The sequence below is a fragment of the Pseudomonas sp. PvP028 genome, assembly GCF_017832255.1.
Classification (GTDB): Bacteria; Pseudomonadota; Gammaproteobacteria; order Pseudomonadales; family Pseudomonadaceae; genus Aquipseudomonas; species Aquipseudomonas syringae.
In genome coordinates this window covers 873,416-890,642 of record NZ_JAFIBL010000001.1, presented here as the reverse complement: position 1 = coordinate 890,642, position 17,227 = coordinate 873,416, and the positions used below count along the sequence as shown (strand labels likewise).

Annotated in this window: 19 protein-coding genes; 3 read left to right on the top strand and 16 right to left on the bottom strand. The window is 61.3% G+C overall.

The genetic code is table 11. The features are described 5' to 3' along the window. Positions 1–51: 51 nt before the first annotated feature. On the bottom strand, positions 52–507 hold the full coding sequence (locus tag JOE34_RS03960; RefSeq protein WP_002551717.1) for a YkgJ family cysteine cluster protein: 456 nt from the start codon (positions 505–507) through the stop codon (positions 52–54). A 173-nt stretch (positions 508–680) separates the two neighbouring features. Continuing rightward, positions 681–1,889, bottom strand: a complete 1,209-nt coding sequence (gene alaC, locus JOE34_RS03955) for an alanine transaminase (RefSeq protein ID WP_209995122.1) — start codon at positions 1,887–1,889, stop codon at positions 681–683. Positions 1,890–2,226: 337 nt separating this feature from the next. On the opposite strand from alaC, the gene ilvD reads away from it, so the two are divergent. Continuing rightward, positions 2,227–4,074, top strand: coding sequence for a dihydroxy-acid dehydratase (ilvD, locus tag JOE34_RS03950; protein WP_003316721.1), 1,848 nt, complete (start codon positions 2,227–2,229; stop codon positions 4,072–4,074). Between the two features lie 68 nt (positions 4,075–4,142). Here ilvD and JOE34_RS03945 read toward each other — a convergent pair whose 3' ends face one another. From JOE34_RS03945 to JOE34_RS03910, 8 genes are all read right to left on the bottom strand, one after another. Continuing rightward, positions 4,143–4,466: a DUF3392 domain-containing protein gene (locus JOE34_RS03945; protein WP_003345154.1), complete on the bottom strand. Its 324-nt coding sequence runs from the start codon at positions 4,464–4,466 to the stop codon at positions 4,143–4,145. A 9-nt stretch (positions 4,467–4,475) separates the two neighbouring features. Then, positions 4,476–5,690 carry a radical SAM family heme chaperone HemW gene (hemW, locus tag JOE34_RS03940; protein ID WP_024692207.1) on the bottom strand — a complete coding sequence of 405 codons (1,215 nt, stop codon included), beginning with the start codon at positions 5,688–5,690 and terminating at the stop codon, positions 4,476–4,478. Then, positions 5,687–6,280: an RdgB/HAM1 family non-canonical purine NTP pyrophosphatase gene (gene rdgB, locus JOE34_RS03935; protein ID WP_003422453.1), complete on the bottom strand. Its 594-nt coding sequence runs from the start codon at positions 6,278–6,280 to the stop codon at positions 5,687–5,689. Before rdgB ends, hemW begins: the two co-directional genes overlap by 4 nt. A 33-nt stretch (positions 6,281–6,313) precedes the next feature. Beyond that, positions 6,314–6,934, bottom strand: coding sequence for a methionine biosynthesis protein MetW (gene metW / locus JOE34_RS03930; protein WP_003316724.1), 621 nt, complete (start codon positions 6,932–6,934; stop codon positions 6,314–6,316). Positions 6,935–6,941: 7 nt separating this feature from the next. Beyond that, positions 6,942–8,081 (bottom strand): homoserine O-acetyltransferase, encoded by a 1,140-nt coding sequence (locus JOE34_RS03925; protein WP_003316725.1) that lies wholly within the window; start codon positions 8,079–8,081, stop codon positions 6,942–6,944. Between the two features lie 266 nt (positions 8,082–8,347). Further along, the gene (locus JOE34_RS03920; protein WP_003345162.1) at positions 8,348–8,938 is read right to left on the bottom strand and encodes a YggT family protein; all 591 of its coding nucleotides are present in this window, start codon (positions 8,936–8,938) and stop codon (positions 8,348–8,350) included. A 25-nt stretch (positions 8,939–8,963) separates the two neighbouring features. After that, positions 8,964–9,782, bottom strand: coding sequence for a pyrroline-5-carboxylate reductase (proC, locus tag JOE34_RS03915; protein WP_016567008.1), 819 nt, complete (start codon positions 9,780–9,782; stop codon positions 8,964–8,966). Between the two features lie 21 nt (positions 9,783–9,803). Continuing rightward, complete coding sequence (locus JOE34_RS03910) at positions 9,804–10,490, bottom strand: YggS family pyridoxal phosphate-dependent enzyme (protein WP_003422448.1); 687 nt, start codon at positions 10,488–10,490, stop codon at positions 9,804–9,806. Positions 10,491–10,545: 55 nt separating this feature from the next. Here JOE34_RS03910 and JOE34_RS03905 point away from each other — a divergent pair, with 55 nt between their 5' ends. Then, positions 10,546–11,580, top strand: coding sequence for a type IV pilus twitching motility protein PilT (locus JOE34_RS03905; RefSeq protein WP_003345166.1), 1,035 nt, complete (start codon positions 10,546–10,548; stop codon positions 11,578–11,580). Positions 11,581–11,674: 94 nt separating this feature from the next. On the opposite strand, the gene JOE34_RS03900 is transcribed toward JOE34_RS03905, so the two are convergent. Continuing rightward, entirely contained in the window at positions 11,675–12,355 is a 681-nt protein-coding gene (locus JOE34_RS03900) for a C40 family peptidase (protein WP_003422446.1), read from the bottom strand. 250 nt (positions 12,356–12,605) lie between these two features. Between JOE34_RS03900 and JOE34_RS03895 the strand changes: the two genes are divergently transcribed. Next, positions 12,606–13,010, top strand: a complete 405-nt coding sequence (locus tag JOE34_RS03895) for a TM2 domain-containing protein (protein ID WP_003345171.1) — start codon at positions 12,606–12,608, stop codon at positions 13,008–13,010. A gap of 281 nt (positions 13,011–13,291) precedes the next feature. Here the strand turns inward: JOE34_RS03895 and JOE34_RS03890 are convergent, their stop codons facing one another. From JOE34_RS03890 to JOE34_RS03870, 5 genes are all read right to left on the bottom strand, one after another. Further along, positions 13,292–14,563: a dihydroorotase gene (locus JOE34_RS03890; protein WP_003366140.1), complete on the bottom strand. Its 1,272-nt coding sequence runs from the start codon at positions 14,561–14,563 to the stop codon at positions 13,292–13,294. Further along, positions 14,560–15,564, bottom strand: a complete 1,005-nt coding sequence (locus JOE34_RS03885; RefSeq protein WP_003316734.1) for an aspartate carbamoyltransferase catalytic subunit — start codon at positions 15,562–15,564, stop codon at positions 14,560–14,562. Before JOE34_RS03885 ends, JOE34_RS03890 begins: the two co-directional genes overlap by 4 nt. A gap of 12 nt (positions 15,565–15,576) precedes the next feature. Beyond that, positions 15,577–16,089, bottom strand: coding sequence for a bifunctional pyr operon transcriptional regulator/uracil phosphoribosyltransferase PyrR (pyrR, locus tag JOE34_RS03880; protein ID WP_003316735.1), 513 nt, complete (start codon positions 16,087–16,089; stop codon positions 15,577–15,579). A gap of 98 nt (positions 16,090–16,187) precedes the next feature. Further along, positions 16,188–16,628: a Holliday junction resolvase RuvX gene (ruvX, locus tag JOE34_RS03875; RefSeq protein WP_002551734.1), complete on the bottom strand. Its 441-nt coding sequence runs from the start codon at positions 16,626–16,628 to the stop codon at positions 16,188–16,190. Further along, positions 16,628–17,200, bottom strand: coding sequence for a YqgE/AlgH family protein (locus tag JOE34_RS03870; RefSeq protein WP_003392236.1), 573 nt, complete (start codon positions 17,198–17,200; stop codon positions 16,628–16,630). The genes ruvX and JOE34_RS03870 overlap by 1 nt, the downstream gene beginning before the upstream one ends. Between the last annotated feature and the right edge of the window lie 27 nt (positions 17,201–17,227).

Here is a 17,227-nt window from a genome sequence, read left to right as displayed (position 1 = left end):
GGGCTTGATTGAAAACCATGATGTTCGGCGTGCTGCGCCGTCTTTCACGAATCAGAATTTCGGCACTGGTGCGCTGGTGGCGTTTCGCAGTGAGCCGCTTTCCTGACGCACGACTTCTTTGGGCTTGTACGCGCAATAACCGGGGCGCGGCCCGACTTTCGGGTGGTTGCGGCAGGTGTCCGGGCGCTTGTCATAGATGGTGCACAGGCGGCTTTTGCGGTCCAGGTACAGGCAGTCGTTGTTGCTCATGCGCTGCAAGGTGAAGATCTCGGACTTCTGGTTGTAGCGCTCGACGATGCCTTCTTTCTGCAGACGCTTGGCGATGTTCTTCGCCGGGTCGCCGCGTTCGAACTCATCGACGATGCCGATGCGGATCAGGTCCTTGATCTTCACTTCGACCGGCAACGTGCAGCAACTGGACACGCAGCCCCCGCACATGTGGCTGGAGTATTTGGCCCAGGTGTCGATGCGATCGAGTTCTGCGGCGGCGATCAAGGTGGGTTTCATTTCAGGTCAGGCTTCCGGGTGTATCGGGGCGCGCGATCATACCGGTCTGCAGCGATTTGCAGAAAGCAAAAATTGCCGAGGCGACTGCCGGTCAGGTGTGGGCAGGCAGTCGGCTGCAGCGTCCGCGCCTGCCGAGCGCAGTCGGTCAGCAGGCGCGGTGTCTCAGAAGGCACTCAGGACTTGAGCTTGTCGTCGGCCCTGAACATGCTGCGGATGCCACGAACGGCCTGGCGTATGCGGTCCTGATTCTCGATCAGGGCGAAGCGCACGTGATCGTCGCCGTACTCGCCGAAACCGATGCCCGGCGAGACACACACCTCGGCTTCGGCCAGCAGCTTCTTGGCGAACTCCAGCGAACCCAGGTGCGCATAAGCCTGGGGGATCTTCGCCCAGACGTACATCGAAGCCTTGGGGTTCTCGACCATCCAGCCCAGCTCGTGCAAGCCTTTGACCAGCACATTGCGGCGCTGGCGATACTGCTCGGCGATGTCGAGCACGCATTGCTGGTCGCCTTCCAGCGCGGCAATCGCCGCCACCTGCAGTGGCGTGAAGGTACCGTAGTCGTGGTAACTCTTGATCCGCGCCAGTGCATTCACCAGTTCGGGGTTGCCGACCATGAAGCCAATCCGCCAGCCTGCCATGTTGTAGCTCTTGGACAGGGTGAAGAACTCGACGGCAATGTCCTTGGCACCCGGAACCTGCATGATCGACGGGGCTTTCCAGCCATCGTAGACGATGTCGGCGTATGCCAGGTCATGCACCACCAGCACGTCGTACTGTTTGGCCAGGGCCACCACGCGCTCGAAGAAATCCAGCTCCACACATTGCGCAGTCGGGTTGGACGGGAAGCCCAGAATCATCATCTTCGGCTTGGGAATCGATCCGCGAATGGCTTTTTCCAGTTCGTCGAAGAAGTCCACGCCTGGCACCAGCGGCACCGATCGCACCTGGGCGCCGGCAATCACGGCACCGTAGATGTGGATCGGGTAACTGGGGTTGGGCACCAGCACCGTGTCGCCCTGATCCAGCGTGGCGAGCATCAGGTGGGCCAGACCTTCCTTGGAACCAATGGTCACGATCGCTTCGCTTTCGGGGTCGATGTCGACCTCATAGCGCTTCTTGTACCAGTTGGAAATCGCCCGGCGCAGGCGTGGAATGCCGCGCGAGGTGGAGTAGCCGTGGGTGTCTTCGCGCTGGGCGACGGTGATCAGTTTTTCGACAATGTGCGGCGGTGTGGCCCCATCGGGGTTGCCCATGCTCAGGTCGATAATGTCCTCACCGCGACGACGAGCAGCCATTTTCAGCTCGGCGGTGATGTTGAACACGTAAGGGGGGAGTCGATCGATGCGCGCAAAGCGGCGCGGCGAACCTTGGTCTGCCATGAGTATCTCGCGTACGTAAGCGCCCGGAACCGTCCGAGCGACGTGGCCACATGAGGCGGCCTGCCGAGGAAGATAGATGGGCTGATAGCCTTTTGTCCATCGGGATTTGCAACGCCGTGCCAAGACCGATATTCGGACCCCACCAAACCACCCGGCGGTGTAGAATCGGCGCTATTCATCGCCAGTCATCCCCGGCGGGTTTATGAGCTCAGGCCGAGTACACGGTGATCCCGTGGTGTTCGGTTTCTTCGCTGCCTGCGGTCACTGCCGCTCGTCCGCGACGTCAATAGAAGCTCACTCCCTTCCTGATCAGCCTTATTTTTGCCGGAGTGCTCCAATGCCTGATTACCGCTCGAAAACCTCCACCCACGGCCGCAACATGGCCGGCGCCCGTGCCCTGTGGCGCGCCACGGGCATGAAGGACGAAGATTTCAAGAAACCGATCATCGCCATCGCCAACTCCTTCACCCAGTTCGTGCCAGGCCACGTCCACCTCAAGGACATGGGCCAACTGGTCGCGCGTGAAGTCGAACGCGCCGGTGGCGTGGCCAAGGAATTCAACACCATTGCGGTCGACGACGGCATCGCCATGGGGCACGACGGCATGCTCTATTCGCTGCCGAGCCGCGAGATCATTGCCGACTCGGTCGAATACATGGTCAACGCGCATTGCGCCGACGCCATCGTGTGCATTTCCAACTGCGACAAGATCACCCCCGGCATGCTGATGGCGTCGTTGCGCCTGAACATTCCGGTGATCTTCGTTTCCGGCGGGCCAATGGAAGCGGGCAAGACCAAGCTGGCCAGCCACGGCCTGGATCTGGTCGATGCGATGGTCATCGCCGCCGATTCGACCGCCAGCGATGAAAAAGTCGCCGAGTACGAGCGCAGCGCCTGTCCGACCTGCGGGTCGTGTTCCGGCATGTTCACCGCCAACTCGATGAACTGCCTGACCGAAGCACTGGGCCTGGCCCTGCCAGGCAACGGTTCCGCACTCGCCACCCACAGCGACCGCGAGCAACTGTTCCTGCAGGCCGGCCGCACCATCGTTGACCTGTGCCGTCAGTACTACAAGGAAAACGATGACTCGGTGTTGCCGCGCAACATCGCCAACTTCAAGGCGTTCGAGAACGCCATGACGCTGGACATCGCCATGGGCGGTTCGACCAACACCATCCTGCACTTGCTGGCGGCGGCTCAGGAAGCCGAGATCGACTTCGACCTGCGCCACATTGATCATCTGTCGCGTAAGGTGCCGCAGCTGTGCAAGGTCGCGCCGAACATCCAGAAGTACCACATGGAAGACGTGCACCGCGCGGGCGGGATCTTCAGCATCCTCGGCGAGCTGGCCCGTGGTGGTCTGCTGCACACCGACCTGCCGACCGTACACAGCAAGACCCTGGCCGAAGGCATCGCCAAATGGGACATCACCCAGACGGACGACGAAGCCGTGCACACCTTCTTCAAGGCAGGCCCGGCGGGCATCCCGACGCAGACCGCGTTCAGCCAGTCGACCCGCTGGGAAAGCCTGGATGACGACCGTGAAAACGGCTGCATCCGCAGTGTCGAGCACGCCTATTCACAAGAAGGTGGCCTGGCCGTGCTGTACGGCAACATCGCACTGGACGGCTGCGTGGTGAAAACCGCTGGTGTCGACGAGTCGATCCACGTCTTCGAAGGCAACGCGAAGATCTTCGAAAGCCAGGACAGCGCGGTGCGCGGGATTCTCGCTGACGAAGTCAAAGCGGGCGACATTGTCATCATCCGCTACGAAGGCCCGAAAGGCGGACCGGGCATGCAGGAAATGCTCTACCCGACGTCCTACTTGAAGTCCAAAGGGCTGGGCAAGGATTGTGCGCTGCTGACTGACGGCCGTTTCTCGGGCGGTACGTCCGGCCTGTCCATTGGTCACGCCTCACCGGAAGCTGCGGCAGGCGGAGCGATCGGTCTGGTGCGCGACGGTGACAAGGTGCTGATCGACATCCCCAACCGCTCGATCAACCTGCTGATTGACGATGCCGAAATGGCCGAGCGTCGCGCCGAACAGGACAAGAAAGGCTGGAAGCCTGTCGAGTCGCGTCCACGCAAAGTGACCACCGCCCTCAAGGCCTACGCCCTGCTGGCGACCAGCGCCGACAAGGGCGCGGTGCGTGACAAGGCGTTGCTGGACAAGCTGGTGCCTTGATCCGCATCGGCAACACTAAAAAGCCCGGCAGAGATGCCGGGCTTTTTGCTGTGTTTGAAAAGCTGCACTCACTTGCGGTCGGCAATCACCCCGATCAGCACCAGCACCACCAGCAGCACTGGCGCCAGGCTGTAGTTGTTGAACTGGCTGAGGCCGCGCACTACCCACGGGGTGGCGTAGATCAGCGCTGCGCCACTGCCGACTGCGCAGAGCAGGGCGATGAGCGGGATGCGCAGGGCGCCGGTCATGCCGCTGATTCGCTGTTCCAGCCAGCCTTTGATGTCCGAGCCGAACAGCACCAGCAGGCAGCCCACCAGCGCGAGCGCGATTTCCGAGAGATTGCTGCGGCTCCAGCGCGAGACGGTGGCGAGCAAATCGAGTACGAAATCCATGCAGGGTCCTTAGATCAGAAAGTATTGCAGCAGGTCGTTGAGGAACAGCTGGCCTTGTGGCGTGGCGATCAGGCGTGTCGGGTCCTGGTGCAGCAACCCCTTTTGTTCAGCCTGTCGACGCGCCTCGGCCAGCGAATCGAGGCTTAGACCGGTTCTTTCGCGAAATAACGCAGCGTCCACACCATTTGTCAGTCGCAGTGCGTTCATCAGGAATTCGAACGGCAATTCGTCCAGCGGCAACAGCTTGGAACCGGCCTGAAACGGTTTGTCCGGGTTCAGGTAATCCTTGGGCAGTCGGGTTTTCCAGGTGCGCATGATGCGCCCGTCCGGGTGGCTCAGCTTGCCGTGTGCGCCTGCGCCGATGCCGATGAAATCACCGAACGCCCAATAGTTGAGGTTATGCCGCGCCGGTTTCCCGGGCTGTGCATAAGCTGACACTTCGTATTGCGCGTAGCCATGAGTGGCCAGCAACTGCTGCCCGGTTTCCTGAATGTCCCAGAGAATGTCGTCTTCGGGCAGCATCGGTGGCTGATTCCAGAATACCGTGTTGGGCTCCAGGGTCAGTTGATACCAGGACAGGTGGGTCGGTGCGAGGGCAATGGCCTGGCGCAGATCAGCCAGCGCTTCGTCCTGGGATTGATCCGGCAGGCCGTGCATCAGGTCCAGATTGAAGTTGTCGAAACCGGCCTGGCGCGCCATGTCGGCAGCACGAATCGCTTCGTCGCCGTTGTGAATGCGGCCCAGCGCCTTGAGTTTGGACTCTTCGAAGCTCTGGATGCCGATCGACAGTCGATTGATGCCCAAGCCGCGATAGGCGCTGAACTTGGCCTGCTCGAAGGTGCCGGGGTTGGCTTCCAGGGTGATCTCGATGTCGCTGGCAAAGCGGATGCGCTGTTCGACGCCTTTCAGCAGGCGCCCCAGCGCATCGGCGCTGAACAGGCTTGGCGTACCGCCACCAAAGAAGATCGATTGCAGCTCGCGGCCATAGACGTGTGGCAGGTCAAGGTCAAGGTCGGCGAGCAGGGCGTCGACGTATTCCTGTTCCGGCAGCACCGGGCTGGCGGTGTGCGAGTTGAAGTCGCAGTACGGGCATTTGCGCACGCACCACGGAATATGGATGTACAGCGACAGCGGCGGCAGGTGCGGCAGTGCAGGGCGCGGGCTCTCTGACGAGAAGCCGCTCTCGCCGAGAAACAGCGGCTGCGCAGGCGAATCGTGGGTCATTGCAGACCCAGGCGTTGCCGCAACAGGACCATCGCGCGGGCGCGGTGACTGAGCTGGTTTTTCTCGGTCGGGCCCAGTTCGGCGCTCGAGCAGTTGCGCTCCGGCACCCAGAACAGCGGGTCATAGCCGAAGCCGTGTTCACCGCTGGCGGCATGCAGAATGCGCCCGTGCCACAGTCCTTCACAGAGGATCGGCAATGGGTCGTCGGCGTGGCGTACCAGCGCCAACACGCACACGAACTGCGCACCACGCTGGTCGTCCGGCACGTCTTTCAGCGCCTCCAGCAGCTTGGCGTTGTTGGCAGCATCGCCCTGGCCGTCGGCGTAGCGGGCGGAATAGATACCCGGCGCGCCGCCGAGAAAGTCCACTGCCAGCCCCGAGTCGTCGGCCAGCGCAGGCAGGCCGGAGAGGCGCGCGGCGTTGCGTGCCTTGAGGATTGCATTCTCGACGAATGACAGGCCGGTTTCTTCCGGCTCAATCAGGCTGAATTCGCTGACCGAGCGCAGCGTTACGCTGCCGCCGAGCATGGCCTGGAGTTCCTTGAGTTTGCCGCCATTGTGGCTGGCCAGTACGAGTTGTGTGAGGTTCATGGTTGGCCTGTCGTGGTGCATGAAAACGGTCGATTAAACGGCAATCCTGTGGTCCGTCAACCCGGGGCTGGTGACGCGGTAGATACCGATCTCGCCGAGCAGATTGGGCCAGAGCTTGCTGGCCCAGCCATGACGGTGCTGCTGGTCGACCGCCAGCCTGTCGAGCACCTGCGCATCGCGCTCGCGGCACAGCTCTTCGAAGTCGCCGAAGGTACAGAAGTGAATGTTCGGCGTGTTGTACCAGGTGTACGGCAGGAATTCGGACACTGGCATGCGGCCTTTGCTGGCCAGGTACCAGCGGCAGCGCCAGTGACCGAAATTCGGGAAGGTGATGATGCACTGGCGACCGACGCGCAGCATTTCGTCGAGGATTCGGTCCGGGTAATGCACCGCTTGCAGGGCCTGGGTCATGACCACGACGTCGAAGCTGTTGCTGGCAAAGTTGCCCAGCCCCTTGTCGAGGTCCTGCTCGATGACGTTGATGCCCTTGGCGACGCACTCGGCAATGTTGGCCGCGTCGTTTTCCAGTCCGTAGCCAGTGACCTGCTTGTGGTCACGCAGCCAGGTCAGCAATTCGCCGTCACCGCAGCCCAGGTCGAGCACGCGGCTGCCCGCGGGAATCCATTCCTGAATGATTTCCAGATCGGCTCTCATGGCGTCCTCACAACGAAATTCGGTTCATGTAATTACCGAAAGCCTGCAAGTAGCGCGGAATCGGGATCAGAAAAGCGTCGTGGCCCTGCGGTGCGTCGATTTCCAGGTAGCAGACGTCCTTGCGCGCGGCCATCAGCGCGTCCACCAGTTCCCGCGAGCGGGCCGGCGAGAAGCGCCAGTCGGTGGTGAACGACATCACACAGAATTTGGCGGTGGCGTTGGCGAAGGTCTTGGCCAGGTCGTCATTGAAGTTCGCCGCAGGGTCGAAGTAATCCAGTGCCTTGGTCATCAACAGGTAGGTATTGGCGTCGAAACGCCCGGAAAACTCTTCACCCTGATAGCGCAGATAGCTTTCGACCTGGAACTCGACACTGTGGAAGTCGTAGTTGAGTTTTTCGCTCTTCAGGCCACGGCCGAATTTCTCGCCCATCGAGTCATCCGACAGGTAGGTGATGTGCCCGACCATCCGCGCCAGCATCAGACCGCGCTTGGGAATCACACCGCGCTCTTGGAACGAGCCACCGTGAAATTCCGGGTCGGTGAGAATGGCCTGGCGGGCCACCTCGTTGAACGCGATGTTCTGCGCCGACAGCTTGGGCGCCGAGGCGATTGCCAGGCAATGGCGCACGCGGTGCGGATAGCTGATGGTCCACTGCAGCGCCTGCATACCGCCCAGGCTGCCGCCAATCACCGCGGCCCAGGTATCGATGCCGAGCAGATCGGCCAGCCGGGCCTGGCTGTTGACCCAGTCTTCAACCGTCACCACCGGGAAGTTGGCGCCGAACGGCTTGCCGGTGTCCGGATCAATGCTGCTCGGCCCGGTGGAGCCATTGCAACCGCCCAGATTGTTGAGGCTGACGACGAAGAATTTTTGGGTGTCGATAGGCTTGCCGGGACCGATGCAGCTGTCCCACCAACCGGGTTTGCGGTCATCGGCGCTGTGGAAGCCTGCGGCATGGTGATGCCCGGACAGCGCATGACAGATCAGCACGGCATTGCTGCGTGCGGCGTTGAGTTGACCGTAGGTTTCGTAAATCAGGTCATAGGCTGGTAACGAACGACCGCAGGCCAGCGCCAGAGGCTCGCTGAAATGCGCCGTTTGCGGTGTGACCAGTCCGACAGAATCGTGGGGGAATACCGTGGGCATCGACCCTGCTCTCGCGTGAATGAGGCGTAAGTCTAAAGACCGCGGGGTGCAGCGGCAATAAGGGATGTTGTGAGGCGTAAATCAACGGCACGATAGTTAAGGCTGTTGTAGGAGCGAACTTGTTCGCGAAGGCGTTGCTTGGGTCGATATATCCTCTTTGGATGTACCTACCCCTTCGCGAACAAGTTCGCTCCTACGGCCTACGGCCAGAATCAAAAGCGGACTTGTGTGTAACGTCGAGCATTGGAGCGTGGGAACAGGAATGCTTACATCAACAGCCGCAGCACATCCGGCATGCCGCTCATGGCGGCGAGGTTGTTGATGACCAGCATGTCCAGCAGCTTGAGCACCAGGAATGCGAGGATCGGCGAGATGTCCAGGCCGCCCAGGTTCGGGACGATCTTGCGGAACGGTGCCAGTGCCGGTTCGCAGATCTGGTTGACCAGTTCCGCGCCAGGGTTATGGCTGCCCGGTGCGACCCACGAAAGAATCACGCTGATGATCAGGGCAAAGAAGAAGATCTTCAGGAACAGCGCGGTGACGCTGATGATCGACCACAGCAGCAGGTGCAGCGGGTCGCCCGTGGTGCCGAACATCAGCAGCAGGGTCAGGGCCATCAGGATCATCTGCACGATGATCGCCAGCACCAGCGACGACATGTCCAGCCCGAACAGGCTGGGAATGATGCGCCGCAACGGCTTGAGCAACGGTTGGGTGGCGCGCACGATGAACTGGCACAGTGGGTTGTAGAAGTTGGCCCGCACCAGTTGCAGGACGAAGCGCAACAGTACGATCAGCAGGTAAAGACTGCCAAGCGTCTGCAGGACGTAAATTGCAGCGGTGTTCAATCCGATCATCGATCTGCTCCAGAAAACCCGAAAATTATTTGCCCAGTTGTTCAGCCAGCTCGGCTGCACGATGGTCTGCTGCGGTCAGTGCCGTTTCCACCAGTGCCTCGAAACCGCCCGCCTGGAATGCCTTGATGGCGGCCTCGGTGGTCCCTCCCGGTGAGGCGACACGCCGCCGCAGTTCGCCTGCGTCCACATCACTGCCGGTCGCGATCAAGGCCGAGCCCAGCGCTGTTTGCAGGGTCAGCTTTTTAGCGATGTCCTCCGGCAGCCCCAGTTTCACGCCTGCCGCAGTCATCGCCTCCATCATCAAAAAGAAATACGCCGGACCGCTGCCGGACACTGCCGTGACAGCGTCCATGTGTTTTTCCTGCTCGACCCAGACCGCGACGCCGACCGCGGCCAACAACGTCTCGGCCTGTTCACGCTGCTCGGACGTGACGTTGTCGGTCGCGTACAGCCCACTGGCCCCCTGACGCAGCAGCGAGGGCGTGTTGGGCATGCAACGCACCACCGGCTGCTCGCCCAGCCATTGCGTCAGGCTGGCGCAGGTGATGCCGGCCGCGACCGAAACAATCAGTTGGTGAGGTTCGAGACAGGGCTTCAAAGCCTGACAGACGTTTTTCATCATCTGCGGCTTGACCGCCAGCACCACCACGTCGGCGCCTTGGATCGCCTCGGCGTTGTCAGCGAATACCTTGATACCGTGGTCGTTGGCGATGCGCTCGCGGGTTTCGGCACCCGGCGCACTGGCACTGATCAGTGCCGCCTCCACGCCTTGGGCGCGCAGGCCGCCGATCAGGCTGGCGGCCATGTTTCCGGCACCGACGAAGGCAATACGGGTCTTGCTCATGAAGGGGTCCTTATGAAGAGGTTATGGCTGGCCATAGTCGCGGGCACCAAAAAGAGCGGTGCCGATGCGTACCCAGGTCGCGCCTTGTGCAATGGCGGCTTCCAGGTCGTGGCTCATGCCCATGGAAAGTGTGTCGAGCGGCAGGTTCAACTGCTCCTGCAGCGTGCGCACTGCGGCGAAGGATGCATCCTGCGCCGCAGGATCGTCTGTGGGCTCGGGGATGGCCATCAGGCCGCGCAACCTGAGTCGCGGCAGGGCGATGATGGCAGCGGCCAGTGCAGGCAGGTCCTGAGGCGTGCAGCCCGACTTGCTGGCTTCGCCACTGACGTTCACCTGAATGCAGATGTTCAGCGGTTCAAGCGCTTCGGGGCGTTGCTCGGACAGGCGTTGAGCGATTTTCAGGCGGTCCACGGAATGTACCCAGTCGAAGTTCTCGGCGATAGCTCGCGTCTTGTTCGATTGAATGGGGCCAATGAAGTGCCAGCACAAGGGCAGGTCGCTCAGTTCGAGCTGTTTGCCCAGTGCTTCCTGTAGATAATTTTCGCCAAAATCGCGCAAACCTGCGGTGTAAGCTTCACGCAGGTCACTGGCGGGCTTGGTTTTGCTCACCGCCAGCAGGCCGACGGACGCCGGATCGCGCTCAGCGGCAAGCGCTGCGTCGCGAATTCGCTGTTCGAGCGTTGAAATGTTCGCTGCTATCGTAGACATTGATTTGCGCCAGCAGGGCTAAAGTCTGCGGCATTCTATGTGATTGAGGAGCTGTATGGATATTACCGAGCTGCTGGCCTTCAGTGCCAAACAGGGCGCGTCGGACTTGCACCTCTCTGCAGGTCTGCCGCCGATGATCCGCGTCGACGGCGATGTACGGCGTATCAACCTGCCCCCGCTGGACGCGAAGGAGGTCAAGGCGCTGATCTACGACATCATGAACGACAAGCAACGGCAAGACTTCGAAGAGCGTCTGGAAACCGACTTTTCCTTCGAAGTGCCGGGCGTGGCGCGGTTTCGGGTCAACGCCTTCAACCAGAATCGCGGTGCCGGCGCGGTATTCCGGACCATTCCCTCGAAAATCCTGAGCATGGAAGACTTGGGCATGGGCAATGTGTTTCGCAAGATTACCGACGTGGCGCGCGGCCTGATTCTGGTCACCGGTCCGACCGGCTCAGGCAAGTCGACCACCCTGGCGGCGATGATCGACTACCTCAATTGCAACAAGCATCACCATATCCTGACCATCGAGGACCCGATCGAATTCGTCCACGAGTCGAAGAAGTGCCTGGTCAACCAGCGCGAGGTGCACCGCGACACGCTGGGCTTCTCGGAGGCGCTGCGCTCGGCGTTGCGTGAAGACCCGGACGTGATTCTGGTCGGTGAAATGCGTGACCTGGAGACCATCCGCCTGGCGCTGACCGCTGCTGAGACCGGCCATCTGGTATTCGGCACGCTGCACACCACGTCAGCGGCCAAGACCATCGACCGGATCGTCGACGTGTTTCCGGCTCAGGAAAAATCGATGATTCGCTCGATGCTCTCCGAATCGCTGCACGCCGTGGTCTCGCAGGCGTTGCTCAAGAAGGTCGGCGGCGGACGCGTGGCGGCGCACGAAATCATGATGGGCACCCCGGCGATCCGTAACCTGATCCGTGAGGACAAGGTGGCGCAGATGTATTCGTCGATCCAGACGGGCGGCTCGATGGGCATGCAGACGCTGGACATGTGCCTGGCCGATCTGGTGAAGAAGGGGCTGATCACCCGCGAAAGCGCACGCGAACGCGCCAAGGTGCCGGATAACTTCTGATCACAGGGATGCTGCAGGAACGAAAAAGGGGTCTTGAACGCGTTCAAGACCCCTTTTTCAGATGCAGCTTGCAGACCGTAGATTCAGGCCAGGATCAGCGCTGAACGACACGCATCTGCCCTGTCTGCTTGGGCAACACACGCTTGGCAATCTTGTAGTGGCTGTTCCAATACGGTTTGTTCAGCGTATCGACAGTTACGGCCTTGCCACGGCGCGGCGCATGAACGAACTTGTTGTCGCCCAGGTAAATGGCGACGTGGTTGATGTTGCGGCTCTTGATGTTGAAGAACAGCAGATCACCGGGTTTCAGGTCCTTGCGATCCACCGTCTGACCATGACCCTGGGCCATGGCATTGGAGGTGCGTGGCAGGTCGACCTCACGGACATCCGTGTAGGCGTATTTGACCAGTCCGCTGCAATCCAGGCCTTTACCGGGCGTGTTGCCGCCCCAGCGATAAGGCGTGCCCACAGCCTGCAAGGCGCGCTTTACAACGGCGTTGCCTTGCTTGGCAGGGGCAGAAGCCTGCAAGGCCGCGACTTTCTTGGCGTTCTTGCGTGAAAGCGGCTTCTGGACGGCGTGGGTACTAGTGCCGTACTGAGTTCGGGTGGTGGTGGCTTCCTGGGGTGCATTGCGAGTCGCGAGTGCCGGTGAAGAGTGGCTTTTGGCGGTGTAGCCCGAGAAGCTCGCAGGAAGTTGTTGCTCACGATTGGTGGCGTGGGCGGCCAGAGGCATAAATAGGCAAATGGTTAGCCATGTCTTGAAAAAAGGACGCATTCGGCAGGGCTCATGGTGGTCAGCGCGCAACTTTATAACAGCTTTTTGAAAAAAACTGACCCCATTTGTCGAGCGCATCACAGTGGCATCATTGCGTTTTATGCGACAGACTCTTTCTTTTTTTGGCCCAATCCCTTTAGCGACAAGGGCTTGGCGGCATTAAACCGCCTCATGTGCCATACGTCGGAATAGGGAAACCAAGTCACAATTTTGTTATGTATTTTTTTCTATCAGCACAAAGAGGGCAAAAATGAACGCCTATCGTTCAGACACACACAGCAAGGTCATGGGCTATCTGATGTGGATTTTCGGGTTCCTGGGAGCGCATCGCTTCTACTACGGCAAGCCGGTCACCGGGACCATCTGGTTCTTCACATTCGGTCTGTTTGGCATCGGCTGGCTGATCGACCTGTTCCTGATCCCGTCGATGGACCGTGACGCCGACCTGCGCTTTACACCTGGCTCCACCGACTACAGCGTGGCGTGGGTGCTGTTGACCTTCCTCGGTCTCTTCGGTGTACACCGCATGTACCAGGGCAAGTGGATCACCGGGATCATCTACCTGTTTACCGGCGGGTTGTTTCTGGTCGGCATCCTCTATGACTTCTGGACATTGAATGACCAGATCTCGATGAAGAACGCCCGACGCGGGTAAGGCTGGGACGAAGGGCTGACGCAGAGCGCAGCCCGGACACCTATCGTTCCTCGCGCTCTGGTGGGAATGCCTGTCGTGACGCTCCGCGTCACAAATCTGCGCCGCGCCGCATGCTCAAGACCGGACGCAGAGCGTCCAGAACGGCATGCCGACGCGGAGCGTCGCACGATAGTCGAAACCCTTCGCGAACCAGTTCGCTCCTACGGCCTTCGGCCAGAATCAAAAGCGGACTTGTGCATAACGATGAGCACTCTGTGCGGGAGCGAGAGTCCGGAGCTGGCTCAACGGCTGTAGCTGATCCGTCCATCCACCAGTGTGTAGCGTACCGAGCCGGGCAGGCAGTGGCCGATGAAGGGGCAGTTTTCGCCTTTTGACAGCCAGGTCTCGCCGGCAACCGTCGAGGCGGCCGGGTCGAACAGGACGATGTCGGCCGGCGCTCCTGCACTCAGCTTGCCGGCTGGCAGGCGCAGCGCGGCGGCAGGGCCGCTGCTCAGGCGGGCGATCAGGGTCGGCAGGTCCAGCAGGCCGTCATCCACCAGCGTCATGGCCAGCGGCAGCAGCAGTTCGACGCTGCTGATGCCTGGTTCCGTAGCGCCAAACGGTGCCAGCTTGGCATCGCGTTCGTGCGGCTGGTGATGGCTGGAAATCGCCTGAATGACACCACTCTTCACCGCTTCACGCAGGCCATCGCGATCAGCGCGGGTGCGCAGTGGCGGCTGCACGTGATAGAGGCTGGAGAAGTCGATCAGCGCCTCGTCAGTCAGAATCAACTGATACAGCGCGACGTCCGCCGTCACCGGCAGGCCGCGCGCCTGCGCCTGGGCAATCAGCGCCGCGCCACGTGCACTGGTCAGCTGGCTGAAGTGCGCGCGTACACCGCTCTGTTCGACCAGCAACAGGTCGCGAGCCAGCGCCACGGTCTCGGCCGTCTCGGGAATGCCCGCCAAGCCCAAGAAGCTGGCCGTCGGACCATCGTGCGCCAGACCGCCTTCGGCCAGATCACGATCCTGCGAGTTGAAAATCACCGTCAGGTCAAAGGTCGCCGCATATTCCAGCGCCCGGCACAGCGTGCGGGTGTTGCTGAAGCTGCTCAGGCCGTTGCCGAAGGCCACGCAGCCTGCGTCGCGCAGGGCAATCAGTTCTGCCAGCTGTTCGCCTTCCAGGCCCTTGCTCAGCGCCCCGATGGGGAACACCTTGCTGAACCCGGCCTCACGGGCGCGATCCAGAATCAGCTCGGCCACCGCCGAGGTGTCGAGCACCGGTTTGGTACGTGGCGGGCAGCACAGGCTGGTCACGCCGCCTGCCACCGCCGCGCGGGTTTCGCTGGCAATGCTGCCCTTGCGACTGTAGCCCGGCTCGCGCAGGGATACGTTGAGGTCGACCAAGCCCGGTGCTGCAACCAGCCCGGTAGCGTCGATGGTCTGGGTGGGCTCGAAACCCGCCGGTGCCGAACCGATGGCGCTGAGTTTGCCTGCTTCGAGGTGCAGGTCAGTGATTTGATCCAGCCCGCTGACCGGGTCGATGACGCGAGCGCCGAGGATGCTGAGCTTCACTGGGCGTTCTCCTGTTCGAATTGGCGTTGTGCGTTCTGTCCGCTCATGGCCATGGACAGCACCGCCATGCGGATCGCGATACCGTAAGTCACTTGATTGAGAATCACCGAATGCGCGCCGTCGGCCACTGCCGATTCGATTTCCACGCCGCGGTTGATCGGGCCGGGGTGCATGACTATCGCATCCGGCTTCGCGGCTTCCAGACGCGCAGTGGTCAGGCCGAACAGGCGATAGAACTCGCCTTCGCTGGGCAGCAGGCCACCGGTCATGCGTTCGCGCTGCAGACGCAGCATGATGACCACGTCCACGTCCTTCAAACCTTCGTTGAGGTCGGTGTAGACCTTGACCCCGTATTGTTCGACGCCCACCGGCAGCAGGGTTTTCGGCCCGATCACGCGGATATCCGGGCAGCCCAGCGCCTTGAGCGCAAGCATATTGGAGCGTGCCACCCGTGAATGCAGGATGTCGCCGACGATGGCCACCGACAGGTTCTCGAAACCGCCCTTGTGGCGGCGGATGGTCAGCATGTCGAGCATGCCCTGGGTCGGGTGAGCATGGCGGCCGTCGCCGCCGTTGATGATCGCGACGTCCGGGCAGACGTGCTCGGCAATGAAGTGCGCCGCACCTGAATCCGCGTGGCGCACGACGAACATGTCGGCGGCCATCGCTTCGAGGTTGCGCAGGGTGTCGAACAGCGTTTCACCCTTGCTGGTGGACGAGGTCGAGACGTTCAGCGTGATCACGTCGGCTGACAGGCGCTGGGCCGCCAGCTCAAAAGTGGTCCGGGTGCGCGTGGAGTTCTCGAAGAACACGTTGCACACCGTCTTGCCGCGCAACAATGGGACTTTCTTGACCGCCCGGGCGCCGACTTCGAGGAACGAGTCGGCCGTGTCGAGAATTTCGGTGAGCAGCTCGCGGGGCAAGCCGTCCAGAGACAGGAAATGGCGTAGCTGGCCCAGGTGGTTGAGCTGCAGCGGGCGCTTGGCGTCGAGAGGCGTCATCGCAATGGACTCTTAAAGGGCGGTGGAGAGGTCTTGAAGTTCGAGCGCCAGCGGCTCGGGGCCGGACAGCTTGATGCGTTCATTCGGTGCCAGCGCCAGGGTGGCGCCGACCACGTTCGGACGTACCGGCAGTTCACCGGCGTCCAGGTCCAGCAGGCAGACGAGCGTGACACTGGCCGGGCGGCCGTAATCGAACAGTTCGTTGAGTGCGGCACGGACAGTACGGCCGCTCATCAGCACGTCATCGATCAGCACCAGGTGCTGGCCTTCGATCTCGAACGGCAGTTCAGAAGGGCGCACTTGAGGGTGCAGGCCGTTCTGGCTGAAATCATCGCGATAGAACGAAACGTCCAGCGTGCCCAGCGGAGCGGGGTTGTTCAGTGCCTTGAGCAGCGCCTGGGCAACCCAGACACCGCCGGTGCGGATGCCGATGAAACGAGGGTCGCTGATGCCGCGCTTGCTCAGGTGAGCATTCAGGTCAGTGGCCATCTGACGAATCAGTTCGGCGGGATCGGGCAGGCTCATGGTTGCTCCTTAGAGGCTCGGGCAGCGTCGGTCCGTGGCGCGATGCTCAAGCGATAACGTGGAATCCGGGTATCTCGAAGCGATAAAGGCAGAAAAAGTCACACATTCAATAGTTCGGGGTGCTCATCCAGCCAGCCTTGCAGCAACAGCGCAGCGGCAATGGCGTCCACCGGATTGTCGCGATAGCTGCCTTTCTGGCCGCCGCGCGCCATGCGCTCGCCCTTGGCTTCGAAGGTGGTCAGGCGTTCATCATGGGTGTAGACCGTTACACCAAAGCGTCCGTTGAGCTTGCGCGAAAACTTTTCCGCGCGCGCGCTCATGTCGCTGGGCGTGCCGTCCATGTTCAACGGCAGGCCGACCACGATCGCATCAGGTTTCCACTCGTTGATCAGCGCCTGGACCTTGTCCCAGTCCGGCACGCCATTCTGCGCCTTGAGCGTACAGAGTTCACGTGCCTGGCCGGTAATCGCCTGGCCGACCGCAACGCCGATCTGTTTGGTGCCGTAATCAATGCCCAGCAGCAGCCGTAAGGCGGCCATCAAGCGTGCCCCGCCTGGGTCGAGATCAGGTTGAGGTTGATGCCCAGGCGTCTGGCGGCAGCATCCAGACGCTGCTCGCTGTCGACATCGAACAGGATGGCCGGGTCGAACGAACAGGTCAGCCAGGCATTGTCGGCCATTTCAGCGTCCAGTTGACCGGCGTCCCAGCCCGCGTAACCCAGGGTGATCACATTTTGATCAGGCCCGTAGCCATCGGCGATGGAGAACAGCACATCCTGAGAGGTCGACAAGGAAATCCCGCCCGGAAGATTGACCGTGGCCTGAAAGGTCTGGCCGCTGGGATGCAGGACAAAGCCGCGATCGGTCTGCACCGGCCCGCCGGTATGAATGACGATGTCCTGGCAGTGTCTCGGTGCCGGAAGTTCCGGTCGCAGTTGTTCGAGCACATCGGCCAGGGTCAGGCTTTGCGGGCGGTTGATCACCAGCCCCATGGCGCCATTGGCGTTGTGCTCGACAATGTAGGTCAAGGTCTGAGCAAAGTTCTCATCGTGCATATGAGGCATGGCGATGAGGAAATGATGCTTGAGATAACTCGGAGAGACTTTTTTCATGAGCCCTAGTTTGGCGTTGCCTTGCCC

Coding starts and splice junctions, on each gene's coding strand:
- JOE34_RS03960 (WP_002551717.1), bottom strand. CDS start 507: ATGAAACCCACCTTGATCGCCGCCGCAGAACTCGATCGCATCGACACC.
- alaC (WP_209995122.1), bottom strand. CDS start 1,889: ATGGCAGACCAAGGTTCGCCGCGCCGCTTTGCGCGCATCGATCGACTC.
- ilvD (WP_003316721.1), top strand. CDS start 2,227: ATGCCTGATTACCGCTCGAAAACCTCCACCCACGGCCGCAACATGGCC.
- JOE34_RS03945 (WP_003345154.1), bottom strand. CDS start 4,466: ATGGATTTCGTACTCGATTTGCTCGCCACCGTCTCGCGCTGGAGCCGC.
- hemW (WP_024692207.1), bottom strand. CDS start 5,690: ATGACCCACGATTCGCCTGCGCAGCCGCTGTTTCTCGGCGAGAGCGGC.
- rdgB (WP_003422453.1), bottom strand. CDS start 6,280: ATGAACCTCACACAACTCGTACTGGCCAGCCACAATGGCGGCAAACTC.
- metW (WP_003316724.1), bottom strand. CDS start 6,934: ATGAGAGCCGATCTGGAAATCATTCAGGAATGGATTCCCGCGGGCAGC.
- JOE34_RS03925 (WP_003316725.1), bottom strand. CDS start 8,081: ATGCCCACGGTATTCCCCCACGATTCTGTCGGACTGGTCACACCGCAA.
- JOE34_RS03920 (WP_003345162.1), bottom strand. CDS start 8,938: ATGATCGGATTGAACACCGCTGCAATTTACGTCCTGCAGACGCTTGGC.
- proC (WP_016567008.1), bottom strand. CDS start 9,782: ATGAGCAAGACCCGTATTGCCTTCGTCGGTGCCGGAAACATGGCCGCC.
- JOE34_RS03910 (WP_003422448.1), bottom strand. CDS start 10,490: ATGTCTACGATAGCAGCGAACATTTCAACGCTCGAACAGCGAATTCGC.
- JOE34_RS03905 (WP_003345166.1), top strand. CDS start 10,546: ATGGATATTACCGAGCTGCTGGCCTTCAGTGCCAAACAGGGCGCGTCG.
- JOE34_RS03900 (WP_003422446.1), bottom strand. CDS start 12,355: ATGCGTCCTTTTTTCAAGACATGGCTAACCATTTGCCTATTTATGCCT.
- JOE34_RS03895 (WP_003345171.1), top strand. CDS start 12,606: ATGAACGCCTATCGTTCAGACACACACAGCAAGGTCATGGGCTATCTG.
- JOE34_RS03885 (WP_003316734.1), bottom strand. CDS start 15,564: ATGACGCCTCTCGACGCCAAGCGCCCGCTGCAGCTCAACCACCTGGGC.
- pyrR (WP_003316735.1), bottom strand. CDS start 16,089: ATGAGCCTGCCCGATCCCGCCGAACTGATTCGTCAGATGGCCACTGAC.
- ruvX (WP_002551734.1), bottom strand. CDS start 16,628: ATGGCCGCCTTACGGCTGCTGCTGGGCATTGATTACGGCACCAAACAG.
- JOE34_RS03870 (WP_003392236.1), bottom strand. CDS start 17,200: ATGAAAAAAGTCTCTCCGAGTTATCTCAAGCATCATTTCCTCATCGCC.